Here is a 16,856-nt window from a genome sequence, read left to right as displayed (position 1 = left end):
AGAAAGCAGTCATGACGGAAATTCATGCACATAACGTTCTAAACTTACTTAGAGAAAAACCAATGAATGAGGCGGAGCTGCGTCAAGCAGTGAATCAAGAGTTCGGTGAACACGCGATGTTTCGAACCTGTAAATTGAATGGCTTTGACCTAGACGCGTTGCTGACGTTCTTTATTCAAAAACAGAAAATCGTCCAGCATGATGGTAAATGGTCTGTCAATATGGATCGTGTGTGTGGTCATTGATCGCTGTAAGTACGCTTATTTAATCTCTATTCACTGAATCAATCTGTTTTGCCTCCAAATTAACGTGCGACGTTGCTATACTTCGCCGTCTTTTTGTTCATTTATTCAAACCGTGCTGCTTTGGGGGCTAATCCATGGATATAATTTCTGCCGCGACCATGTTATTTCTCATCATGGACCCGCTAGGCAATTTGCCGATTGTGCTGTCTATACTGAAGCACTTAGATCCGAAACGTCGCCGCAAAGTGTTAGTCCGAGAGCTTCTATTTGCGCTGGGTATTTTGATGCTGTTCCTCTTTGCAGGAAAGAGCATCCTCAACTTCCTTCACGTTGCGCCAGAAACGCTGAGTATCTCGGGCGGGATTATTCTCTTTATCATCGCAATCAAGATGATTTTCCCTACGGGCGGCAGTATTGTTGGCTTAGCGGCAGGTGAAGAGCCTTTCTTTGTTCCGATGGCGATTCCAATGATTGCGGGGCCATCGGTAATCGCTGCGCTACTGCTGCTTTCTAGTCAGCACCCCGACAAGCTTTTGGAGTTGTCGGCTGCCGTACTGTTAGCTTGGGGGGTGACGTTTGTGGTGTTGATGTTCTATGGCTTCTTCCATAGGATTTTGGGTGAGCGCGGACTCAAAGCCATTGAGCGCTTGATGGGACTTTTGTTGATTATGATTTCAACCCAAATGTTCCTCGATGGCGTAAAAAGCTATTTAGGTTAAGAGATAAAAAATGCCGCGACTTCGCGGCATTTTTGGTTTTTAGGACATGTATTTACGTCGGATATCGAGCAAGGCAAAGATACCAAAAATAAGAATCGACCATTTTTCCCATTTGCTCATGGCGATCTTATCTCCAAACGCACCGATGAATATCAGCATTTGCAGTCCGTGCATGAATAACAGGAACGCCGCCATAATATAAAGCGCGATAGCGGCATTGCCTGGAAAGGGCATAAAAATGTTGAGAACCAAAATAAACCAAACAAAGCCAATAGCCGCTTTGGCGAGTAATAGTAATGCTTTCATGACGACGTCCTTACGAGTCTTGTTGTCGCTCAAATAGTCGGTAGCACACTTGGCCAGCCGTCTTTTCTCGATACAGTTGCCAGTGTGCCGGAATCGACTCCAATGCCAACTCTTTTTCTGTTTCAATATAAATCATCGCGCCTTCCGCCAGCCAATTGTTCTGCTCCAGCAAGATTACGGTTTCGTCGAGTAATCCTTTACGAAACGGAGGATCAATAAAAACCACGTGATGCGGCGTTCCTGGCTGCTTTAGAAAGCTCAATGCATCGGTGTTGTGCGCGCTAATATTGGTGGCTTTTAATGCGGCGATGTTTTGTTTGAGCTGTTTAAATGCCGCGGTATTGAGCTCTACCATGGTCACATGCTCTGCTTGACGAGACGCTGATTCAAAACTCAGGCCACCAGAACCTGCAAACAAATCCAAACATTTGGCTTTGGGTACATCTTGCGCGATCCAGTTAAAGAGGGTTTCTTTAACGCGATCGGTCGTTGGGCGTAATCCTTCTGCATCATGGACAGGCAGCTTTCGACCTCTCCATAAGCCACTAATGATACGAACGAAGCCTGTGGATGGCTTTTTTTGTGATGTGTTTTGATGGCGACGTCTTACCATAGATTTTTTGACCGCTAATAAAGTGATACTATACCCAGTCGCTCAGCAATTAAGCCCTGAGTACAGCCCAAAATTCATTGATGACAGAGTGTACCCCATCGCCAATACGCTGGAAACTTTTCACTCTGTTGTCATTTTTCTTTTCTTGTTTGGGATAATCCCAAGAGAAAAGAGTCACAGAGTAAATATAAGACAATCTAGGATAGCCCCAGATGACGGAAAAAAAGAAGCGCGGATTACTTTCTTGGCTTGGCTTTGGTGATGATGACCAGGCAAAACAACCGGTTGATGAGAAACAACAAGTAGAAAGTGACGTTGTTGCCGAAGAGACGCAACCTATTGAAGACGCGCCTCAGGAAGAGAACACTAAACTAGCAGAAGCAGAAGCAGAAGCAGAAGCAGAAGCAGAAGCAGAAGCAGAAGCAATAGTTGAAGAGGCTCCAGTTGATGAGCAGCCGGAACCGCAAGAGCCTCGCGTAGTAGAGCAAGAAAAGCCAACGGAAAGCTTTTTCGCACGACTAAAGCGCAGCCTTGCACGCACGAAAGCCAATATTGGCGCCGGTTTCTTTGGCTTGTTCAAAGGAAAACAGATCGATGATGACCTGTTTGAAGAGTTAGAAGAGCAGCTCTTGATTGCTGATGTTGGTATGGATACCACGACCAAGATCATCGATAGCCTGACGGAAAAAGCGTCGCGCCAAGAATTCAAAGATGGTGAAGCCCTATATGGTCTACTGAAAGAAGAGATGGCGGAAATCTTATCGACAGTAGAAAAGCCGCTCGAAGTGGATACGTCAAAAACGCCATACGTGATCTTGATGGTCGGTGTGAACGGTGTTGGTAAGACTACGACAATCGGTAAGCTAGCAAAACAGTTCCAAGCTGAAGGTAAGAAAGTGATGCTTGCCGCAGGTGATACTTTCCGCGCCGCGGCCGTTGAACAGCTGCAAGTTTGGGGTGAACGTAATAATGTCCCGGTTGTTGCTCAGCACACGGGAGCAGACAGTGCTTCTGTCATTTATGATGCTATTGAGTCAGCCAAAGCAAAAGGCGTGGATGTGGTGATTGCGGATACCGCGGGTCGCCTACAAAACAAATCGAACTTGATGGAAGAGCTGCGTAAGATTGTTCGAGTGATGCAGAAAGTGGATGGTTCAGCGCCACATGAAATCATGTTGACCTTGGATGCGGGTACTGGGCAAAACGCGATTAGCCAAGCGAAGCTGTTTAGCGACGTTGCGCCGCTTACCGGTATCACTCTGACTAAGCTAGACGGTACGGCGAAAGGTGGCGTTATTTTCGCGTTGGCAGACCAATTCCAGATCCCAATCCGCTACATTGGAGTCGGTGAAGGCATCGACGATTTACGCCCATTTGAAACCCAAGAGTTTATCGACGCTTTGTTTAGTCGCGAAGACTAACTGTCTGCTCCATAAAAGTGACCAATGAACGGTCACTTTTATGGATTGGGAATCACGAAAGTAGAAAAGTTCGTAAGAGGAATTACGGGTGATAAAGTTTCAGCAAGTCAGTAAAGCGTATCGTGGTGGTCGTCAAGCGCTGCAAAAAGTCGACTTTCATCTGCGTCGTGGAGAAATGGCCTTTTTAGGTGGTCATTCTGGTGCGGGCAAAAGCACCTTGCTTAAATTGATCTGTGCGATTGAGCGCCCAACGGATGGGAAGATTTACTTCAACGATCACGACATTACACGTATTCCCAATAAAGATATCCCATTTTTACGTCGTAACATCGGTATTGTTTTCCAAGACCACCGCTTGCTGATGGATCGCCCTGTATATGACAACGTCGCGCTGCCAATGCGCATTGAGTCGATCTCCGAGCACGAAATAAAGCGCAGAGTGAATGCCGCTCTGGATAAGACGGGCCTGCTGGACAAAGCTAAGTGTCTTCCTAGCCAGTTATCTGGTGGTGAGCAGCAGCGTGTGGGTATTGCTCGCGCGGTGGTCAATCGCCCTACCTTGTTATTGGCTGATGAGCCTACGGGTAATTTAGACCCAGAGCTGTCGAGTCGCGTATTGAAATTACTTGAAGAGTTTAACCGCGCCGGCGTGACGATTCTTCTAGCCACGCATGATATTGGGTTAGTGAATACTCGCCCACAATATCGTCACCTTGAACTGAACCAAGGCTTTTTGAGCGAGGTTGAAGATTATGGCCAGTAACACCCGTAACCGCAAAGCAACCAAAGCGCGAACGGTGAATCGAGTCAAGCGCGATGGTTTTCTGACCATTCATTTCAAGCAAGCAAAAGCCTCTTTATTGGAGTTCACCGAGCGACCATTGGGCAATCTTCTTACGCTTGCTGTGATCTCTATGGCTTTGGCGCTGCCATCGGCGCTCTATTTGCTTGGTAAAAACCTGTCAGTGGCTTCGTCACATGTCACCAGCCCTTCTCAAATCAGTGGCTATATTGCGGAAAGCACACCAGAAGCTCGCATCATGATTTTGAAAGATAATCTTGAGAGCATGAAAGAAGTCGCGGCCGTGCAATATATTTCGCCGCAGCAAGGTCTTAATGATTTGAGTGAGTATTCAGGCTTTGAACAAGCAATCTCGTTGTTGGATGATTACGCCTTGCCAGGGGTGTTAGTAATCACTCCGAGCATGGAAGAGAAAGCCAAGGTGAAAGAGCTCGCTAGCCTAATCCGCGCGGAAGAAGATATTACTGATGTTCGGATGGATGAAGATTGGCTAACGCGCCTTGACGCAATCAAAAACTTAGTCAGCGGCATTGTGATTACGCTGTCGTTATTGATGTTGGGTTCGGTATTTCTCATTGTGGGCAATACGCTAAGGTTCAACGTATTAGCCAATAAAGAAGAGATTCAAACCATGAAACTGATTGGCGCAACCAATGGCTTTATTTTGCGCCCTTACTTGTATTCAGGTATGTGGTTTGGCTTGTTAGGTGCGCTGTCTGCGTGGATTTTAACGGCGATTATCACAGTTTTACTGAACAGCAGTGTCGAGCAATTGGCTTTACTTTATGATAGCCGCTTCAGACTCATTGGGCTGAGCTGGGATGAAAGCTTACTGCTTTTAATGCTGGGAACTTTCATTGGATGCCTAGCTGCGAAAGTGTCTGCGCAACGTCATCTAAAAGAAATTGAACCAGTTTAATTTCAGCGTGTCCTACTATTTGAAAAAGTAGACGCTACCGTGTACTTTTACTTGTGTAAACAATTTGTTTATGCATAATTACTTTCCCTTGCTTGAAACCTGTTCATTTTAGGTTCAAGATTATCGGGTTAAAAATGACTCCAGATCAGAGATTGATGAGGAATTGAATGACTAACCAAGCGTACCCAATGGCTGTAGTTACACAAGATAGCTTGGACAGCTACATCCGCAAAGTAAACAGCTACCCAATGCTGACTGCTGACGAGGAACGTGAACTCGCAGAGAAACTGCATTACGACGGTGAAATCGAGGCGGCTAAAGGACTTATCCTTTCGCACTTGCGTTTCGTTGTGCACGTTGCTCGTGGTTATTCTGGTTACGGTTTGCCAATGGCAGACTTAGTACAAGAGGGTAACATCGGCCTGATGAAAGCCGTAAAACGCTTTAATCCAGAGGTAGGTGTTCGTCTTGTGTCATTTGCTGTTCATTGGATCAAAGCCGAAATTCATGAGTACGTTTTGCGTAACTGGCGTATCGTGAAAATTGCCACGACCAAAGCTCAGCGTAAATTGTTCTTCAACCTGCGTAAGTCGAAAAAGCGTCTAGGTTGGTTTAACAACGGTGAAGTTGAAACTGTTGCAAAAGAGCTTGGCGTTGAGCCTTCAGAGGTTCGCGAAATGGAGTCTCGCTTAGCAGCGCAAGACTCGACATTTGAAATGCAAGCGGACGATGACGATACTGGTACGTCGTACACAGCCCCAGTACTTTATTTGGAAGATAAAGCGTCAGATGTGGCTGACAACGTTGAAGCGGCAAACTGGGAAGCGCACACTAACAATCGTTTGAGCTTAGCTTTGGCGAGTTTGGATGAGCGTAGCCAACACATTGTCCGTTCTCGTTGGTTGGACGACAACAAAGCGACGCTGCAAGAATTAGCTGAGACCTACAGCGTATCTGCAGAGCGCATTCGTCAGTTAGAAAAGAATGCGATGAAGAAGCTGAAAGTGGCGGTCGGTGATTTTTAACCCCACATAGCGCAAGATTCAGAAAAGCCGAGATCAAATGATCTCGGCTTTTTTATTGCCGATCGAAAATTGCACCGATTGAGGGAAGATTTGGATCGAAAATAGCCAGACCTTCCTGTGGGTAACTCTGTGGTAAATTTCTTTGCTAGATGTCAGAAAGCAGGGTGAATAAAGGCACAGAGAGCAATCGCCTGGTGGGGATACTTTTACTTTTACACACATTTAAATAAGGATCATCACTACATATAGTGGATCCATTTCTAGAATCATACTTTATCAACGTAATCCACAAAATTATCCACAGATGGTTAACAAACAAACGCCAGTGGATAACCTTATTAACCTCGTGTACTTGTTGAGCACTGGATAGGTTACAATGGCAGCAAATAATAATTCCCTAAAGAGAAAGTCAATGGACCAGTTTAAACATATCGATGTGGCGGGCGCGCAAGCCCTACTAGAGCAAGGAGAAGCGCGCTTGGTGGATATTCGAGATCCGCAATCCTTTGCTGTCGCGCATCCACAGTCTGCTTATCACCTTACCAACGACAGCATTGTCCAGTTTATGAATGATGTGGAGTTCGAACAGCCTGTATTGGTGATGTGCTATCACGGTATCAGTAGCCAAGGCGCAGCACAGTATTTGGTTAACCAAGGCTTTGAGCAGGTGTATAGTGTGGATGGCGGCTTTGAAGCTTGGCAGCGTGCCAACTTGCCGATTGAATCCAACATGAACTAGGAAGATGTTATGGTCAGACTGATCTCATTAACAAACCCAAGAATGGCACAAGCCTTTATCGATTATATGGCTTCTCGCCAGATCGATATTAAGATGATGCCTGAGGGAGGAGGTCAGTTTGCTTTGTGGTTGAGTAATCCTGAACACCAAGTTGAAGCCGAATCCGAGCTCAATCACTTCTTGGCTAATCCTAATGATGCCAAATATCAAGCGGCGTCATGGGATATGGCCGAATCACGAACCAACCAGTTTACCTATCGCTCGCCGAGCATGCTGGCGATGATCAAAGCCAAAGCGGGGCCAATGACTTTAGCCATCATGCTGATTTGTGTGGTTATCTTTACCATGCAACAGTTGGGGGCCGGGGATGCGGTCTTTGCTGCGCTCCATTTTCCTGCGTTTGCGGGACAAGAGTGGCAACTGTGGCGCTGGATGAGTCACGCAGTACTCCATTTTTCGGTAATGCACATCGCCTTCAACTTACTGTGGTGGTGGCAGTTGGGGGGCGATATTGAGCAGCGCTTGGGTTCTGGCAAACTTCTTCAATTGTTTGTGGTGTCAGCAGCATTATCTGGCGCGGGTCAATACTGGGTAGAAGGCGCTAACTTTGGTGGCTTGTCAGGTGTGGTTTATGCCTTGGTTGGTTATCTTTGGATGATAGGGTACAAAGCCCCGCAATTGGGTTTAAGTATGCCAAAGCCTGTGATTGGGTTTATGTTGGTCTGGATCGTACTCGGTTTTGTTCAGCCATTTATGGCCATCGCCAATACCGCACACCTGGCAGGATTACTGGCAGGGGTAGCAATCGGATTACTGGATGCGGAGCGTTACAACAAACATCAAAAAAGCGGCAGTTAGCCGCTTTTTTATCGTCTTTTGACTCGCTCGCTACTGATAGAGATACTTGGTAAAGAGAAGGTCTGCGATGACCGTTTTCCCTGTTTCAGGCAGTAGGATGGAGTTTAGCTGCTCGACTAACGATTTACGTAAGTCTTCACGACCGGCGAGCGAAGTGATGGTGTCTTCTGACTGTTGACCCAATAGCTCAATGACGGCATCTCGAATCAGTGGCTGGTGCAACTCAATAATGGCCAAGTCGGTTTCCGCTGCAACCATAATATCGATGCGCACTTGAATGTAGCCGAGCTTTTTGCCCTTGGTGTAAAAGTTGGTCGTTAGATCCGGTTCGAGTGTAAAGTACGCGAGCTTTGGAACCCCTTCTTCCTCAGCGAGTGTCGGAAGACTCATCAACAGTGTCCATGCGACAAATATTTGGGCTAGGTAACGTTTAATCATATTTATAACTTTTCTTTCTTCCAATCACGATACTCGAATCGCCAGAGTCTTGTTACAATGGAGCATCTGTTTGTAATAAAAATGCGTTAAGTACTCGATGTGGTGGTTAACACTTCAGATCGAAGCTTTATTGTACGCCGATAAGGCTACTTATTGAATACTAGTATGAATCAATTGATTGCGCTCTATTTATCTGCATTGCGCCAAGTAAGCTGGCAAGAACCGGCTGAGTTTAACTTTCCCGACGCGATTTCCAAGCAGTGGCTGCTGGAACAGGGCTCATTGTCACGTTTGCTCAGCTCCTATTGCGACGGTCTAACGGTTGACCTTGTCCACAACAAAATTGTGAAAGCGGAGAAGCTGAATCATCAAGAAGTTGACTTGTTGAACCAAGAGCCCTGTTTGCTACGTAAGGTAGTATTAAATGGTGACGGAGAGGCTTGGGTGTTGGGTCGGACCTTAATTCCGCTTTCCTCAATGGAAGATCAACAACATGACCTCGCACAGCAAGGGGAGATCCCTTTGGGTTTGACGGTGTTCAGCGCAGATAATGTTAAGCGAGATGCGTTACAAGTCGGGTGGGCAAACACACCACAAGGTGACATGCTCGCGCGTCGCTCAAGATTATGGATGAATCATAAACCTATGTTGGTTGCGGAACTCTTTTTACCCACAGCGCCAATGTACACCAAGGAGAAATGGCATGACGGCGAGTAAGGCTCAGGCGTATTGGCAATTGATGCGGATGGATAAGCCAATTGGCACCTTGCTTCTGCTTTGGCCGACCTTGTGGGCATTGATCATCGCCGCGCAAGGGGTGCCCGATCCTAAAGTGCTAGTGGTGTTTATTTTAGGTGTTGTGTTTATGCGTGCCGCTGGGTGCGTAATTAATGACTTTGCTGACAGAAAAGTAGATGGTCATGTTAAGCGTACTAGTCAAAGACCATTACCTTCAGGGCGGGTTACTTCCAAAGAAGCGATCACGCTGTTTATCATCTTGGGTGTTGCTTCTTTCTTGTTAGTGCTAACCATGAATCCGCTCACCATTGCGCTCTCTTTTGCGGGGATAGTGCTGGCATTTATCTATCCATTTATGAAGCGCTTTACTCATCTGCCTCAGCTATTTTTGGGTTTGGCTTTTAGTTGGTCGATTCCGATGGCTTGGGCGGCGCAAGCAAATGAGCTGCCAATGGTGGTTTGGTTTGTCTTTGCCATTAATGCGCTATGGACCATCGCTTATGACACGCAGTATGCCATGGTGGATCGCGACGACGACTTGAAAATTGGGATTAAATCCACAGCGATTCTATTTGGTCGTTTCGACAAGATGGTGATCGGTGTTTTGCAATTGATCACCTTGGCCATGCTGATTTACCTCGGCGTTTGGTATCAATTGGGGGCTAGTTTCTATTGGAGCTTGTTAATTGCAGGTGCCTTGTTTGTTTTCCAGCAGCACCTGATTCGTCATCGTGAACGAGAGCTGTGCTTTCGAGCTTTCCTCAACAATAATTATGTCGGCATGGTTATCGCGATTGGATTGCTAATCGCCTTTATTTAAAAGAAAGGGCATCATCGAGATGCCCTTTTTGTTTATTTCTGTTCTGTCGTCTGACAGATACTCTCTTTGATGGTCAACTTCACTTCTGGGTAAAGCATAGAGTAAAGCAGCTTCGCCAATGTCTGGCATCGCTGTTTGTCACAGTTGCCATCGATATCGAGGTAAGCTTGCTGCTTCAAGGTGCTGAACATTGATGAGAACACCCCTTTATCAAAGAACTCAGGTGCGTTGATACCATGTAAGCGACCCAAGCGCTGAGCGATATCTTGGCTCTTCTGCTCTAGATCCGATTTACCCAATTCTGGGTTGGCAACCAACAAGTTCAGAGCAATAGAGTAGCGCTGAAGAGTTTCAGTAATGGTACGACCGAGCAGAACCAGCACTTGCGTATTGGCTTGGCGAATCGCGACATTTTGCTCTGCGTCTACTGTCACTGCGCCTTGACGAGCCAATTCTTCGATGTAGGCTTCTGTCATCTCGCCTAGTTTTTCTTCCTCAATACTTAGGAAGAGCTCCTGTTTGAGGAATGGGTAAACTAATGCCACGTTGGTTTTGATCTGCTCAAGAGACAGTTGTTGCTGGCGCACGAGCATTTGAGCAATCAGCGATGGTAACGCTAACAAGTGGATGATGTTGTTGCGGTAGTAAGTCATCAAGATCGATTGGTTACGATCGAGAGAAATAATATCGCCCATCGAGTCTGACTCAATCAGGAATTTATCCAGTGACTCTGCGTGTTTCACCAGCGCTTCCGCATCTTCACTCGGTACCGTGTAAGTCGACGAGTAAGGCACATTTTTCAGCAGCGATAAGTAACAATCAATTTGATTGACCAAGCTGTCGCGGGACAATGCGCGTTGACGAGATGCAAGCAAGGCTGTTGCACATAAGGTCAGCGCGTTGGCCGCCGCCGCATCGTTAATATGAGTCATCATCTTGGTCGCTAAGTCATTCACCACAGGGTTAAGCCACTGAGGCTTAGTGCTACCCATAGGATCGATATCTTTGCTCCACTCTGGTGCTTTCTCATTAAGGTATTGGTTTAGCGGAATAGGCTCACCAAAGTTTACGTAACCTTGGCCAAAATTGCGCAGCTTGCGAATTGTGCGCAGCACTAACCCCGCATTCTCTTTCTCTTTGCGTTTGCCGCGAAGCTCTTTAGCGTAAGTGCCCACTTCCATCACGTGTTCGTAGCCAATATAGACCGGAACCAAGGTGACAGGACGGTTTAAACCGCGCAGCATGGCTTGAATGGTCATCGCGAGCATGCCCGTTTTGGCTTGCAGTAGGCGACCTGTTCGTGAGCGGCCTCCTTCACTGAAGTACTCAACCGAGTAGCCTTTGGCAAACAGCTCTGCTAAGTATTCGCGGAAAATCGTTGAGTAGAGTTTATTGCCTTTGAAGCTACGACGAATAAAGAACGCACCACCACGGCGGAAAATCGGTCCCGCTGGGAAGAAGTTCAAGTTGATGCCCGCAGCAATGTGCGGAGGAACCATCCCTTCACGGTAGAGCACGTAGGACAGAAGAAGGTAATCCATGTGACTACGATGACACGGAACATAAACAATCTCATGGCCATCTTGCGCAAGCTTACGCACCGTAGAAGCATTGGTGATGTTTAAGCCTTGGTAGATACGATTCCATAACCAACCTAAGATGCGCTCACCGTTTTTAATCAGCGAGTAAGAAAAGTCTGCGGCGATCTCATCCATGATGGCATGGGCTTCTTTACGCGCTTTCTCGATCGGAATGTCTTTCGAGTTAGCTTCGTCGAGAATGGCTTGTTCGATCGCTTCTGATTTCATCAGGCGTTTGAACAGAGCCTGACGACTCGGCAGGTTTGGCCCTGATGCCGCCAGCTTTTGACGGGAAAAGTGTATGCGTGCAACGCGCGCGAGTTTGTGTGCGATAGACGTATCGGTGCCGTGAGAGTCCGCCATATATCGAAGTGATACAACAGGGCTGATACGCACTAGGCAGTCGCGACCTGACAAAATAACGGCTTTGGCTTTTTGAGGGCCGTTGAGTGACTGCAAGTAAGGTTTCTGCTGCGACTCTTTACCTGGTTTACGACCCCATAAAACGGTTGTCGGAATCACTTGCACATCGAGCTCTGAATCCAGTTTGTGCTGTTCGAGTAAGTCCGAAAATTGTGCGATCGACTCGTTAGGTACGTCCTGGTCACTGTTCATCACGGTTTCACGGGAAGAAGTGAACACAAAGCGCTTGAATGATTTACCGTTGATTTCCACGGATTCAAACGGGTCAGGGAGTCCTAACTCCACCACCTTTTTTTGCAGTGTGATTAAGTCAACGTTTGAACGGTACGGCAGTGCATAGATGATCGGTTTATTGATGTCGATACTGAGATCATCAATCGGGTTGGCAGGAATAGCTGTCCCCTTTACCAAAACTGACAGTGGCAGTTTTAGTAAAGAACGAGAAAATGATTGTCCGGAAGACATAAAGCTTCTGAGCCTCAAAATAGATAAATAGCATAAGCGCATTTCCAATTCTCAAGTATAGAAGTGGGGATGCGCCCAAGCGGATATTTTTAGCCAGCAAGGATATCAGAAACTGGTCGAACCTTTTACTTAAAATTGACCAGTAAAACGTCAATTTTCGCCAAATCTATTCATCCGACGAATTTGTTCACTTTGATGTCGGTAAAGTAAAAAGTGAAACAGCCTGCTTGGCTAAGCCTCTTATCCGGTATGAGTTGAGTCAATGAGTTTAAACGTACGTAAGGCTCGGTCATGTTGCGTTGGCGTGCGAGAAGGCGAGTCTCGGTCTGTGGAAAAATTGCCGTGATGGGTAAGCTATTCAAAAAACAATCAATTTGCTTTTCATTTAAAAGATTACTGGATATACTCACAGTTAACTGTATAAAAAGACAGGTGACTTATGAAGCCGTTAACGCCACGCCAGCAACAAGTATTTGATCTAATCAAAAGTAAAATTGATGACACCGGTATGCCTCCGACACGCGCTGAGATTGCACGTGAGCTTGGCTTCCGCTCAGCAAATGCCGCTGAGGAACATTTAAAAGCGCTTGCTCGTAAAGAAGCGATAGAAATAATTCCTGGCGCTTCACGCGGGATCCGCATCCTACTTGAAGATGCCGCCAATGATGAGCAAGGCTTGCCGCTAATCGGTCAAGTCGCTGCAGGTGAACCCATCTTGGCTCAAGAACATGTTGAAACGCACTATCAAGTCGATCCTAGCATGTTTAAACCTCAAGCTGACTTTCTGCTGCGTGTAAATGGCGAGAGTATGAAAGATATCGGCATTATGGACGGTGACTTATTAGCCGTGCACAAAACGCAAGATGTGCGTGATGGTCAAGTGGTTGTAGCTCGCGTTGATGAAGATGTGACGGTTAAGCGCCTTGAGCGCAAAGGTTCTACAGTCTTGCTTCATGCTGAGAACGAAGAGTTTGAACCGATCAAGGTGGATTTAACTTCTCAGCACCTGTCGATTGAAGGTTTAGCTGTAGGCATCATCCGAAATACCGATTGGATGTAACTCAAAAGATGAGATTAATTCTCACTTGTTGATTTTGTAATTGATATTCATTATCATCTTCTCTCTTGCTATGGAAGGAAGATGATAATGGCGGCGAATCAAAATTTAGCTCAGCATCGCTATCAAATCCCGGCAAATTTATTGCAGCCTTTGTGGCTTCGCAGCCGTGAAAGTTTGGTCGATAATGGATTGGTTTACGATCCTATTGCAGCACGAGCTTGCCAACGTTGTCATCTTGCTCCCGAATGCTTTTCTGGTGATATTGACCAAAAGCAACTCCTCCACGTTACCCTAACGCAACTGTGTGACCAACAAGTCTCAGCCTTCATTAAGCGCAACCCAGATGGCTGGATTATTAACGTCGGTGCGGGTTTAGATACTCGTTTTTACCGCGTTGATAACGGTCGCTGCCATTGGTTAGAACTCGATGTGACAGAAAACTTGCTCTGGCGGCAAAAGCTGTTTCATAAAAGTGAGCGCTATCATCATGTCTGTGGCAGTGTCAGCGACCTCACTTGGCTCGAATCTTTACCTATCCCAGATAAAACCCCGGTTATGATCGTTTGTGAACACGCGTTACTTGATTGCACTGAGCGAGAAGTGGCTAAGTTCGTCCAAGCGCTTGGCTGTCACTTTGATAGTGCTAGAGCTTGCGTGGTGCTGGCAGGGGACTTAAGCGCGTCTAAATTAGGTCAAAAAATGGGGGCTGGTCACTATGCGCATGGCTACAGTAACCCTAACCAAGCGATGCTTAACTACTTACCTTGGTCTCGCTGGGTAAAAACTTATTCTCCTCTAGAGCGAGATTGTGGCCGTTGGAAGTTATGGCAACGATGGCTCACAAAATTGCATCCACTTAAGCAGCGACTCACACCGGTATTAGTTCAGCTTCGCTGGTGATCCCGTTACACTTGCCATTCAATCTTTATTCGAGTGGCGACGTGCAATTATTTCAGACTCTCTCTAATCGCGATGTACACAAGCAAGTGTTACTGCTCGCGATTCCTATGGTTCTCTCTAACATTACCGTTCCGCTGTTGGGCTTGGTCGATGCTGCGGTGATCGGTCACCTTGACCACGCTTGGTATCTCGGTGGTGTGGCGCTGGGAAGCACTATGATCAGTGTGACCTTTTGGTTACTCGGCTTTTTACGTATGTCGACTACGGGGCTTGCGGCGCAATCATACGGAGCGGGTAGCAAGCATCAGCTTGGTTTAGTGTTTAGCCAAGGCATGCTGATGGCGCTCGGCTTTGCGACTGTTTTCCTCTTGTTTCATCAATTGATTGCTGATTGGGTGTTTTCTTTCAGCAGCGCCAGTGACCAAGTCAAGCACTATGGCCAGCAATACTTTTCTATTCGTGCGTGGAGTGCTCCTGCGGCATTGGCTAACTTTGTTCTGCTTGGTTGGCTGCTTGGAACACAAAATGCCAAAGCGCCAATGTGGATGGTGATCATTTCCAATGTCACGAATATTGCGTTGGATGTTCTCTTTGTCATTGGTTTTGGTTGGAAAGTCGAGGGCGCAGCTCTGGCGTCTGTGATCGCAGATTATACTGGGATGAGCTTTGGTCTGTGGTGTGTATGGCGCAAGTGGCATAAAGATAATTTGCCACCAATACTTGGGTTAATTAAAGATACCACCAACGGTCTGAGTCGATTTGTAAAACTTAACCGCGACATTTTTTTGCGCTCACTGTGCCTGCAAATGACTTTCACCTTTATGACCTTTCAAGGTGCAAGTTTTGGCGATGAGATTGTTGCTGCCAATGCGGTATTGATGAGCTTTCTGATGATGATTTCTTATGGCATGGATGGTTTTGCCTACGCGATGGAGGCGATGGTTGGTAAAGCCATTGGTGCTAAAGACAGGCAACAACTCAGTGACTCATTGATCGGGACCTTCTTTTGGAGCTTGGTGATTTGCACGTTACTCACCCTGGTGTTTGCTATGTTTGGATCGCGCTTGATCAGTGTGATCACGGACATTCAACAAGTGCATGCGATGGCGCTGGAGTATCTACCATGGCTGGTGGCGATGCCGCTTGTTTCGATGTGGTGCTTTCTGCTGGATGGCATTTTTATTGGTGCCACTAAAGGGAAAGAGATGCGCAACAGTATGTTTGTATCGACCTGCAGTTTCTTCGCTATCTTTTATTTTGCGAGCGACTTAGGTAATCACTCTTTATGGATGGCAATGCTGAGTTTCATGGCGATGAGAGGCATCACTTTAGGGGTGGTATTATTTAGCCAGTGGCGAAGAGAGCAGTTCCTCGTATAGCCCTATTGCGTAGAAATGGCCGAGTCTTAGGACTCGGTTTTTTGTCCATCGTAACGATTATTACAAATAGGTAATAATGATTTGCAGGTTGCACGGATTATCATTGTTGGATAAGTGCCTAAAATAAGCGCCATACAACGACGCAGAAGTAAGACGAAAGCTCGACTACGCTTATTACGTCATCCTAACTCCCTATTTGAAGGAAACTCCAATGGCACTTGAACTTAAACCGGGTCAAACTCATATCAAATCCAAAGCAATGGTTGCATGGGCTGCTGGCGAGCCGCTAAAAATGGAAGAGGTCGATGTACAACTTCCGAAAGCTGGCGAAGTGCTTGTTCGTATTGTTGCGACAGGCGTTTGTCATACTGACGCATTTACCTTATCGGGTGAGGATCCAGAAGGAATCTTCCCATCGATTCTTGGTCACGAAGGTGGCGGTATCGTCGAAATGGTGGGTGAGGGTGTGACAAGCGTTGAAGTCGGTGATCATGTTATTCCTCTTTACACCGCAGAATGTGGCGAGTGTAAATTCTGTAAGTCGGGTAAGACGAATCTTTGCCAGGCCGTGCGCGAAACTCAAGGTAAAGGTCTGATGCCAGATGGCACAAGCCGTTTCTCTGTCAACGGTGAGACCATATTCCACTACATGGGGTGTTCTACTTTCTCTGAGTACACGGTACTACCAGAAATCTCACTAGCGAAAGTAAACAAAGAAGCGCCACTGGAAGAAGTTTGTCTTCTAGGTTGTGGTGTGACGACGGGTATGGGTGCGGTGCTTAACACGGCAAAAGTTGAGCAAGGTGATACCGTAGCCATTTTCGGCTTAGGCGGTATTGGCTTGTCGGCGATCATCGGTGCACGTATGGCTGGAGCGAGCCGCATCATCGGTATCGATATCAACGAGAGCAAGTTCGATCTTGCGAAGCAACTTGGCGCAACTGATGTGATTAATCCACAGCAATTTGATAAGCCAATTCAAGAAGTCATCGTAGAGATGACTGACGGCGGCGTTGATTACTCGTTTGAGTGTATCGGTAACGTCAACGTGATGCGTCAAGCGCTGGAGTGCTGCCATAAAGGTTGGGGTGAGTCAGTCATCATTGGTGTTGCCGGGGCAGGTCAAGAGATCTCGACTCGTCCATTCCAGCTTGTGACAGGACGCGTATGGCGTGGCTCTGCTTTCGGTGGCGTTAAAGGCCGTTCAGAGCTCCCTGAAATTGTAAACCGTTACATGGCGGGTGAGTTTGGTCTGCAAGAATTCATCACGCATACCATGGGTCTACAAGACGTAAATGAAGCATTCGAATTGATGCACAAAGGTGAATCTATCCGTACTGTTCTTCACATGGATAAGTAATCACTTTTTAAAGGTAACGCCCTTAAATACGGGCGTTTCTTTTTAT

18 protein-coding genes are annotated in these 16,856 nt (G+C 46.6%); 14 read left to right on the top strand and 4 right to left on the bottom strand.

Features of this window, described 5'->3' with window-relative positions; genetic code table 11:
- The first annotated feature begins 11 nt into the window (after positions 1-11).
- On the top strand, positions 12-245 hold the full coding sequence (locus tag ACUALS_RS13500; RefSeq protein WP_454448518.1) for a YecH family metal-binding protein: 234 nt from the start codon (positions 12-14) through the stop codon (positions 243-245).
- A 134-nt stretch (positions 246-379) separates the two neighbouring features.
- The gene (locus tag ACUALS_RS13495) at positions 380-964 is read left to right on the top strand and encodes a YhgN family NAAT transporter (RefSeq protein ID WP_454448517.1); all 585 of its coding nucleotides are present in this window, start codon (positions 380-382) and stop codon (positions 962-964) included.
- A 39-nt stretch (positions 965-1,003) separates the two neighbouring features.
- Here the strand turns inward: ACUALS_RS13495 and ACUALS_RS13490 are convergent, their stop codons facing one another.
- Entirely contained in the window at positions 1,004-1,270 is a 267-nt protein-coding gene (locus tag ACUALS_RS13490) for a DUF1145 domain-containing protein (protein WP_005475595.1), read from the bottom strand.
- A 10-nt stretch (positions 1,271-1,280) separates the two neighbouring features.
- Entirely contained in the window at positions 1,281-1,883 is a 603-nt protein-coding gene (gene rsmD / locus ACUALS_RS13485) for a 16S rRNA (guanine(966)-N(2))-methyltransferase RsmD (protein WP_454448516.1), read from the bottom strand.
- Positions 1,884-2,095: 212 nt separating this feature from the next.
- Between rsmD and ftsY the strand changes: the two genes are divergently transcribed.
- The 6 genes from ftsY to glpG all read left to right on the top strand — a co-directional run bounded on the left by ftsY (position 2,096) and on the right by glpG (position 7,647).
- On the top strand, positions 2,096-3,304 hold the full coding sequence (gene ftsY / locus ACUALS_RS13480) for a signal recognition particle-docking protein FtsY (protein WP_454448515.1): 1,209 nt from the start codon (positions 2,096-2,098) through the stop codon (positions 3,302-3,304).
- 88 nt (positions 3,305-3,392) lie between these two features.
- Entirely contained in the window at positions 3,393-4,067 is a 675-nt protein-coding gene (gene ftsE, locus ACUALS_RS13475; RefSeq protein WP_005475644.1) for a cell division ATP-binding protein FtsE, read from the top strand.
- Complete coding sequence (ftsX, locus tag ACUALS_RS13470; protein WP_005475599.1) at positions 4,057-5,025, top strand: permease-like cell division protein FtsX; 969 nt, start codon at positions 4,057-4,059, stop codon at positions 5,023-5,025. Before ftsE ends, ftsX begins: the two co-directional genes overlap by 11 nt.
- A gap of 167 nt (positions 5,026-5,192) precedes the next feature.
- Positions 5,193-6,050, top strand: coding sequence for an RNA polymerase sigma factor RpoH (rpoH, locus tag ACUALS_RS13465; protein ID WP_038140594.1), 858 nt, complete (start codon positions 5,193-5,195; stop codon positions 6,048-6,050).
- A gap of 412 nt (positions 6,051-6,462) precedes the next feature.
- Positions 6,463-6,789, top strand: coding sequence for a thiosulfate sulfurtransferase GlpE (gene glpE / locus ACUALS_RS13460; RefSeq protein WP_005476615.1), 327 nt, complete (start codon positions 6,463-6,465; stop codon positions 6,787-6,789).
- Between the two features lie 9 nt (positions 6,790-6,798).
- Positions 6,799-7,647, top strand: coding sequence for a rhomboid family intramembrane serine protease GlpG (glpG, locus tag ACUALS_RS13455; RefSeq protein WP_454448514.1), 849 nt, complete (start codon positions 6,799-6,801; stop codon positions 7,645-7,647).
- Positions 7,648-7,677: 30 nt separating this feature from the next.
- Here glpG and ACUALS_RS13450 read toward each other — a convergent pair whose 3' ends face one another.
- Positions 7,678-8,085, bottom strand: a complete 408-nt coding sequence (locus tag ACUALS_RS13450; RefSeq protein ID WP_454448513.1) for a flagellar basal body-associated protein FliL — start codon at positions 8,083-8,085, stop codon at positions 7,678-7,680.
- Positions 8,086-8,250: 165 nt separating this feature from the next.
- Here ACUALS_RS13450 and ACUALS_RS13445 point away from each other — a divergent pair, with 165 nt between their 5' ends.
- Positions 8,251-8,802 (top strand): chorismate lyase, encoded by a 552-nt coding sequence (locus ACUALS_RS13445; RefSeq protein WP_005476626.1) that lies wholly within the window; start codon positions 8,251-8,253, stop codon positions 8,800-8,802.
- A complete protein-coding gene (gene ubiA, locus ACUALS_RS13440) occupies positions 8,789-9,643 on the top strand; it encodes a 4-hydroxybenzoate octaprenyltransferase (protein ID WP_038216093.1) in 855 nt (284 codons plus the stop codon). The genes ACUALS_RS13445 and ubiA overlap by 14 nt, the downstream gene beginning before the upstream one ends.
- Positions 9,644-9,675: 32 nt before the next feature.
- On the opposite strand, the gene plsB is transcribed toward ubiA, so the two are convergent.
- Positions 9,676-12,111: a glycerol-3-phosphate 1-O-acyltransferase PlsB gene (plsB, locus tag ACUALS_RS13435; RefSeq protein WP_454448512.1), complete on the bottom strand. Its 2,436-nt coding sequence runs from the start codon at positions 12,109-12,111 to the stop codon at positions 9,676-9,678.
- Positions 12,112-12,550: 439 nt separating this feature from the next.
- On the opposite strand from plsB, the gene lexA reads away from it, so the two are divergent.
- The 4 genes from lexA (at position 12,551) to ACUALS_RS13415 (ending at position 16,810) form a co-directional block, all read left to right on the top strand.
- Positions 12,551-13,171 (top strand): transcriptional repressor LexA, encoded by a 621-nt coding sequence (gene lexA / locus ACUALS_RS13430; RefSeq protein ID WP_005476617.1) that lies wholly within the window; start codon positions 12,551-12,553, stop codon positions 13,169-13,171.
- An 87-nt stretch (positions 13,172-13,258) separates the two neighbouring features.
- Complete coding sequence (locus tag ACUALS_RS13425) at positions 13,259-14,071, top strand: class I SAM-dependent methyltransferase (protein WP_038193436.1); 813 nt, start codon at positions 13,259-13,261, stop codon at positions 14,069-14,071.
- A gap of 107 nt (positions 14,072-14,178) precedes the next feature.
- A complete protein-coding gene (gene dinF, locus ACUALS_RS13420; protein WP_454449261.1) occupies positions 14,179-15,450 on the top strand; it encodes an MATE family efflux transporter DinF in 1,272 nt (423 codons plus the stop codon).
- Between the two features lie 211 nt (positions 15,451-15,661).
- On the top strand, positions 15,662-16,810 hold the full coding sequence (locus ACUALS_RS13415) for an S-(hydroxymethyl)glutathione dehydrogenase/class III alcohol dehydrogenase (RefSeq protein ID WP_039481774.1): 1,149 nt from the start codon (positions 15,662-15,664) through the stop codon (positions 16,808-16,810).
- Positions 16,811-16,856: the final 46 nt, after the last annotated feature.

This window comes from Vibrio sp. NH-7 (genome assembly GCF_053643215.1).
Note: the sequence above shows the minus strand (reverse complement) of the source record. Positions and strands in the feature narration are given on the sequence as shown.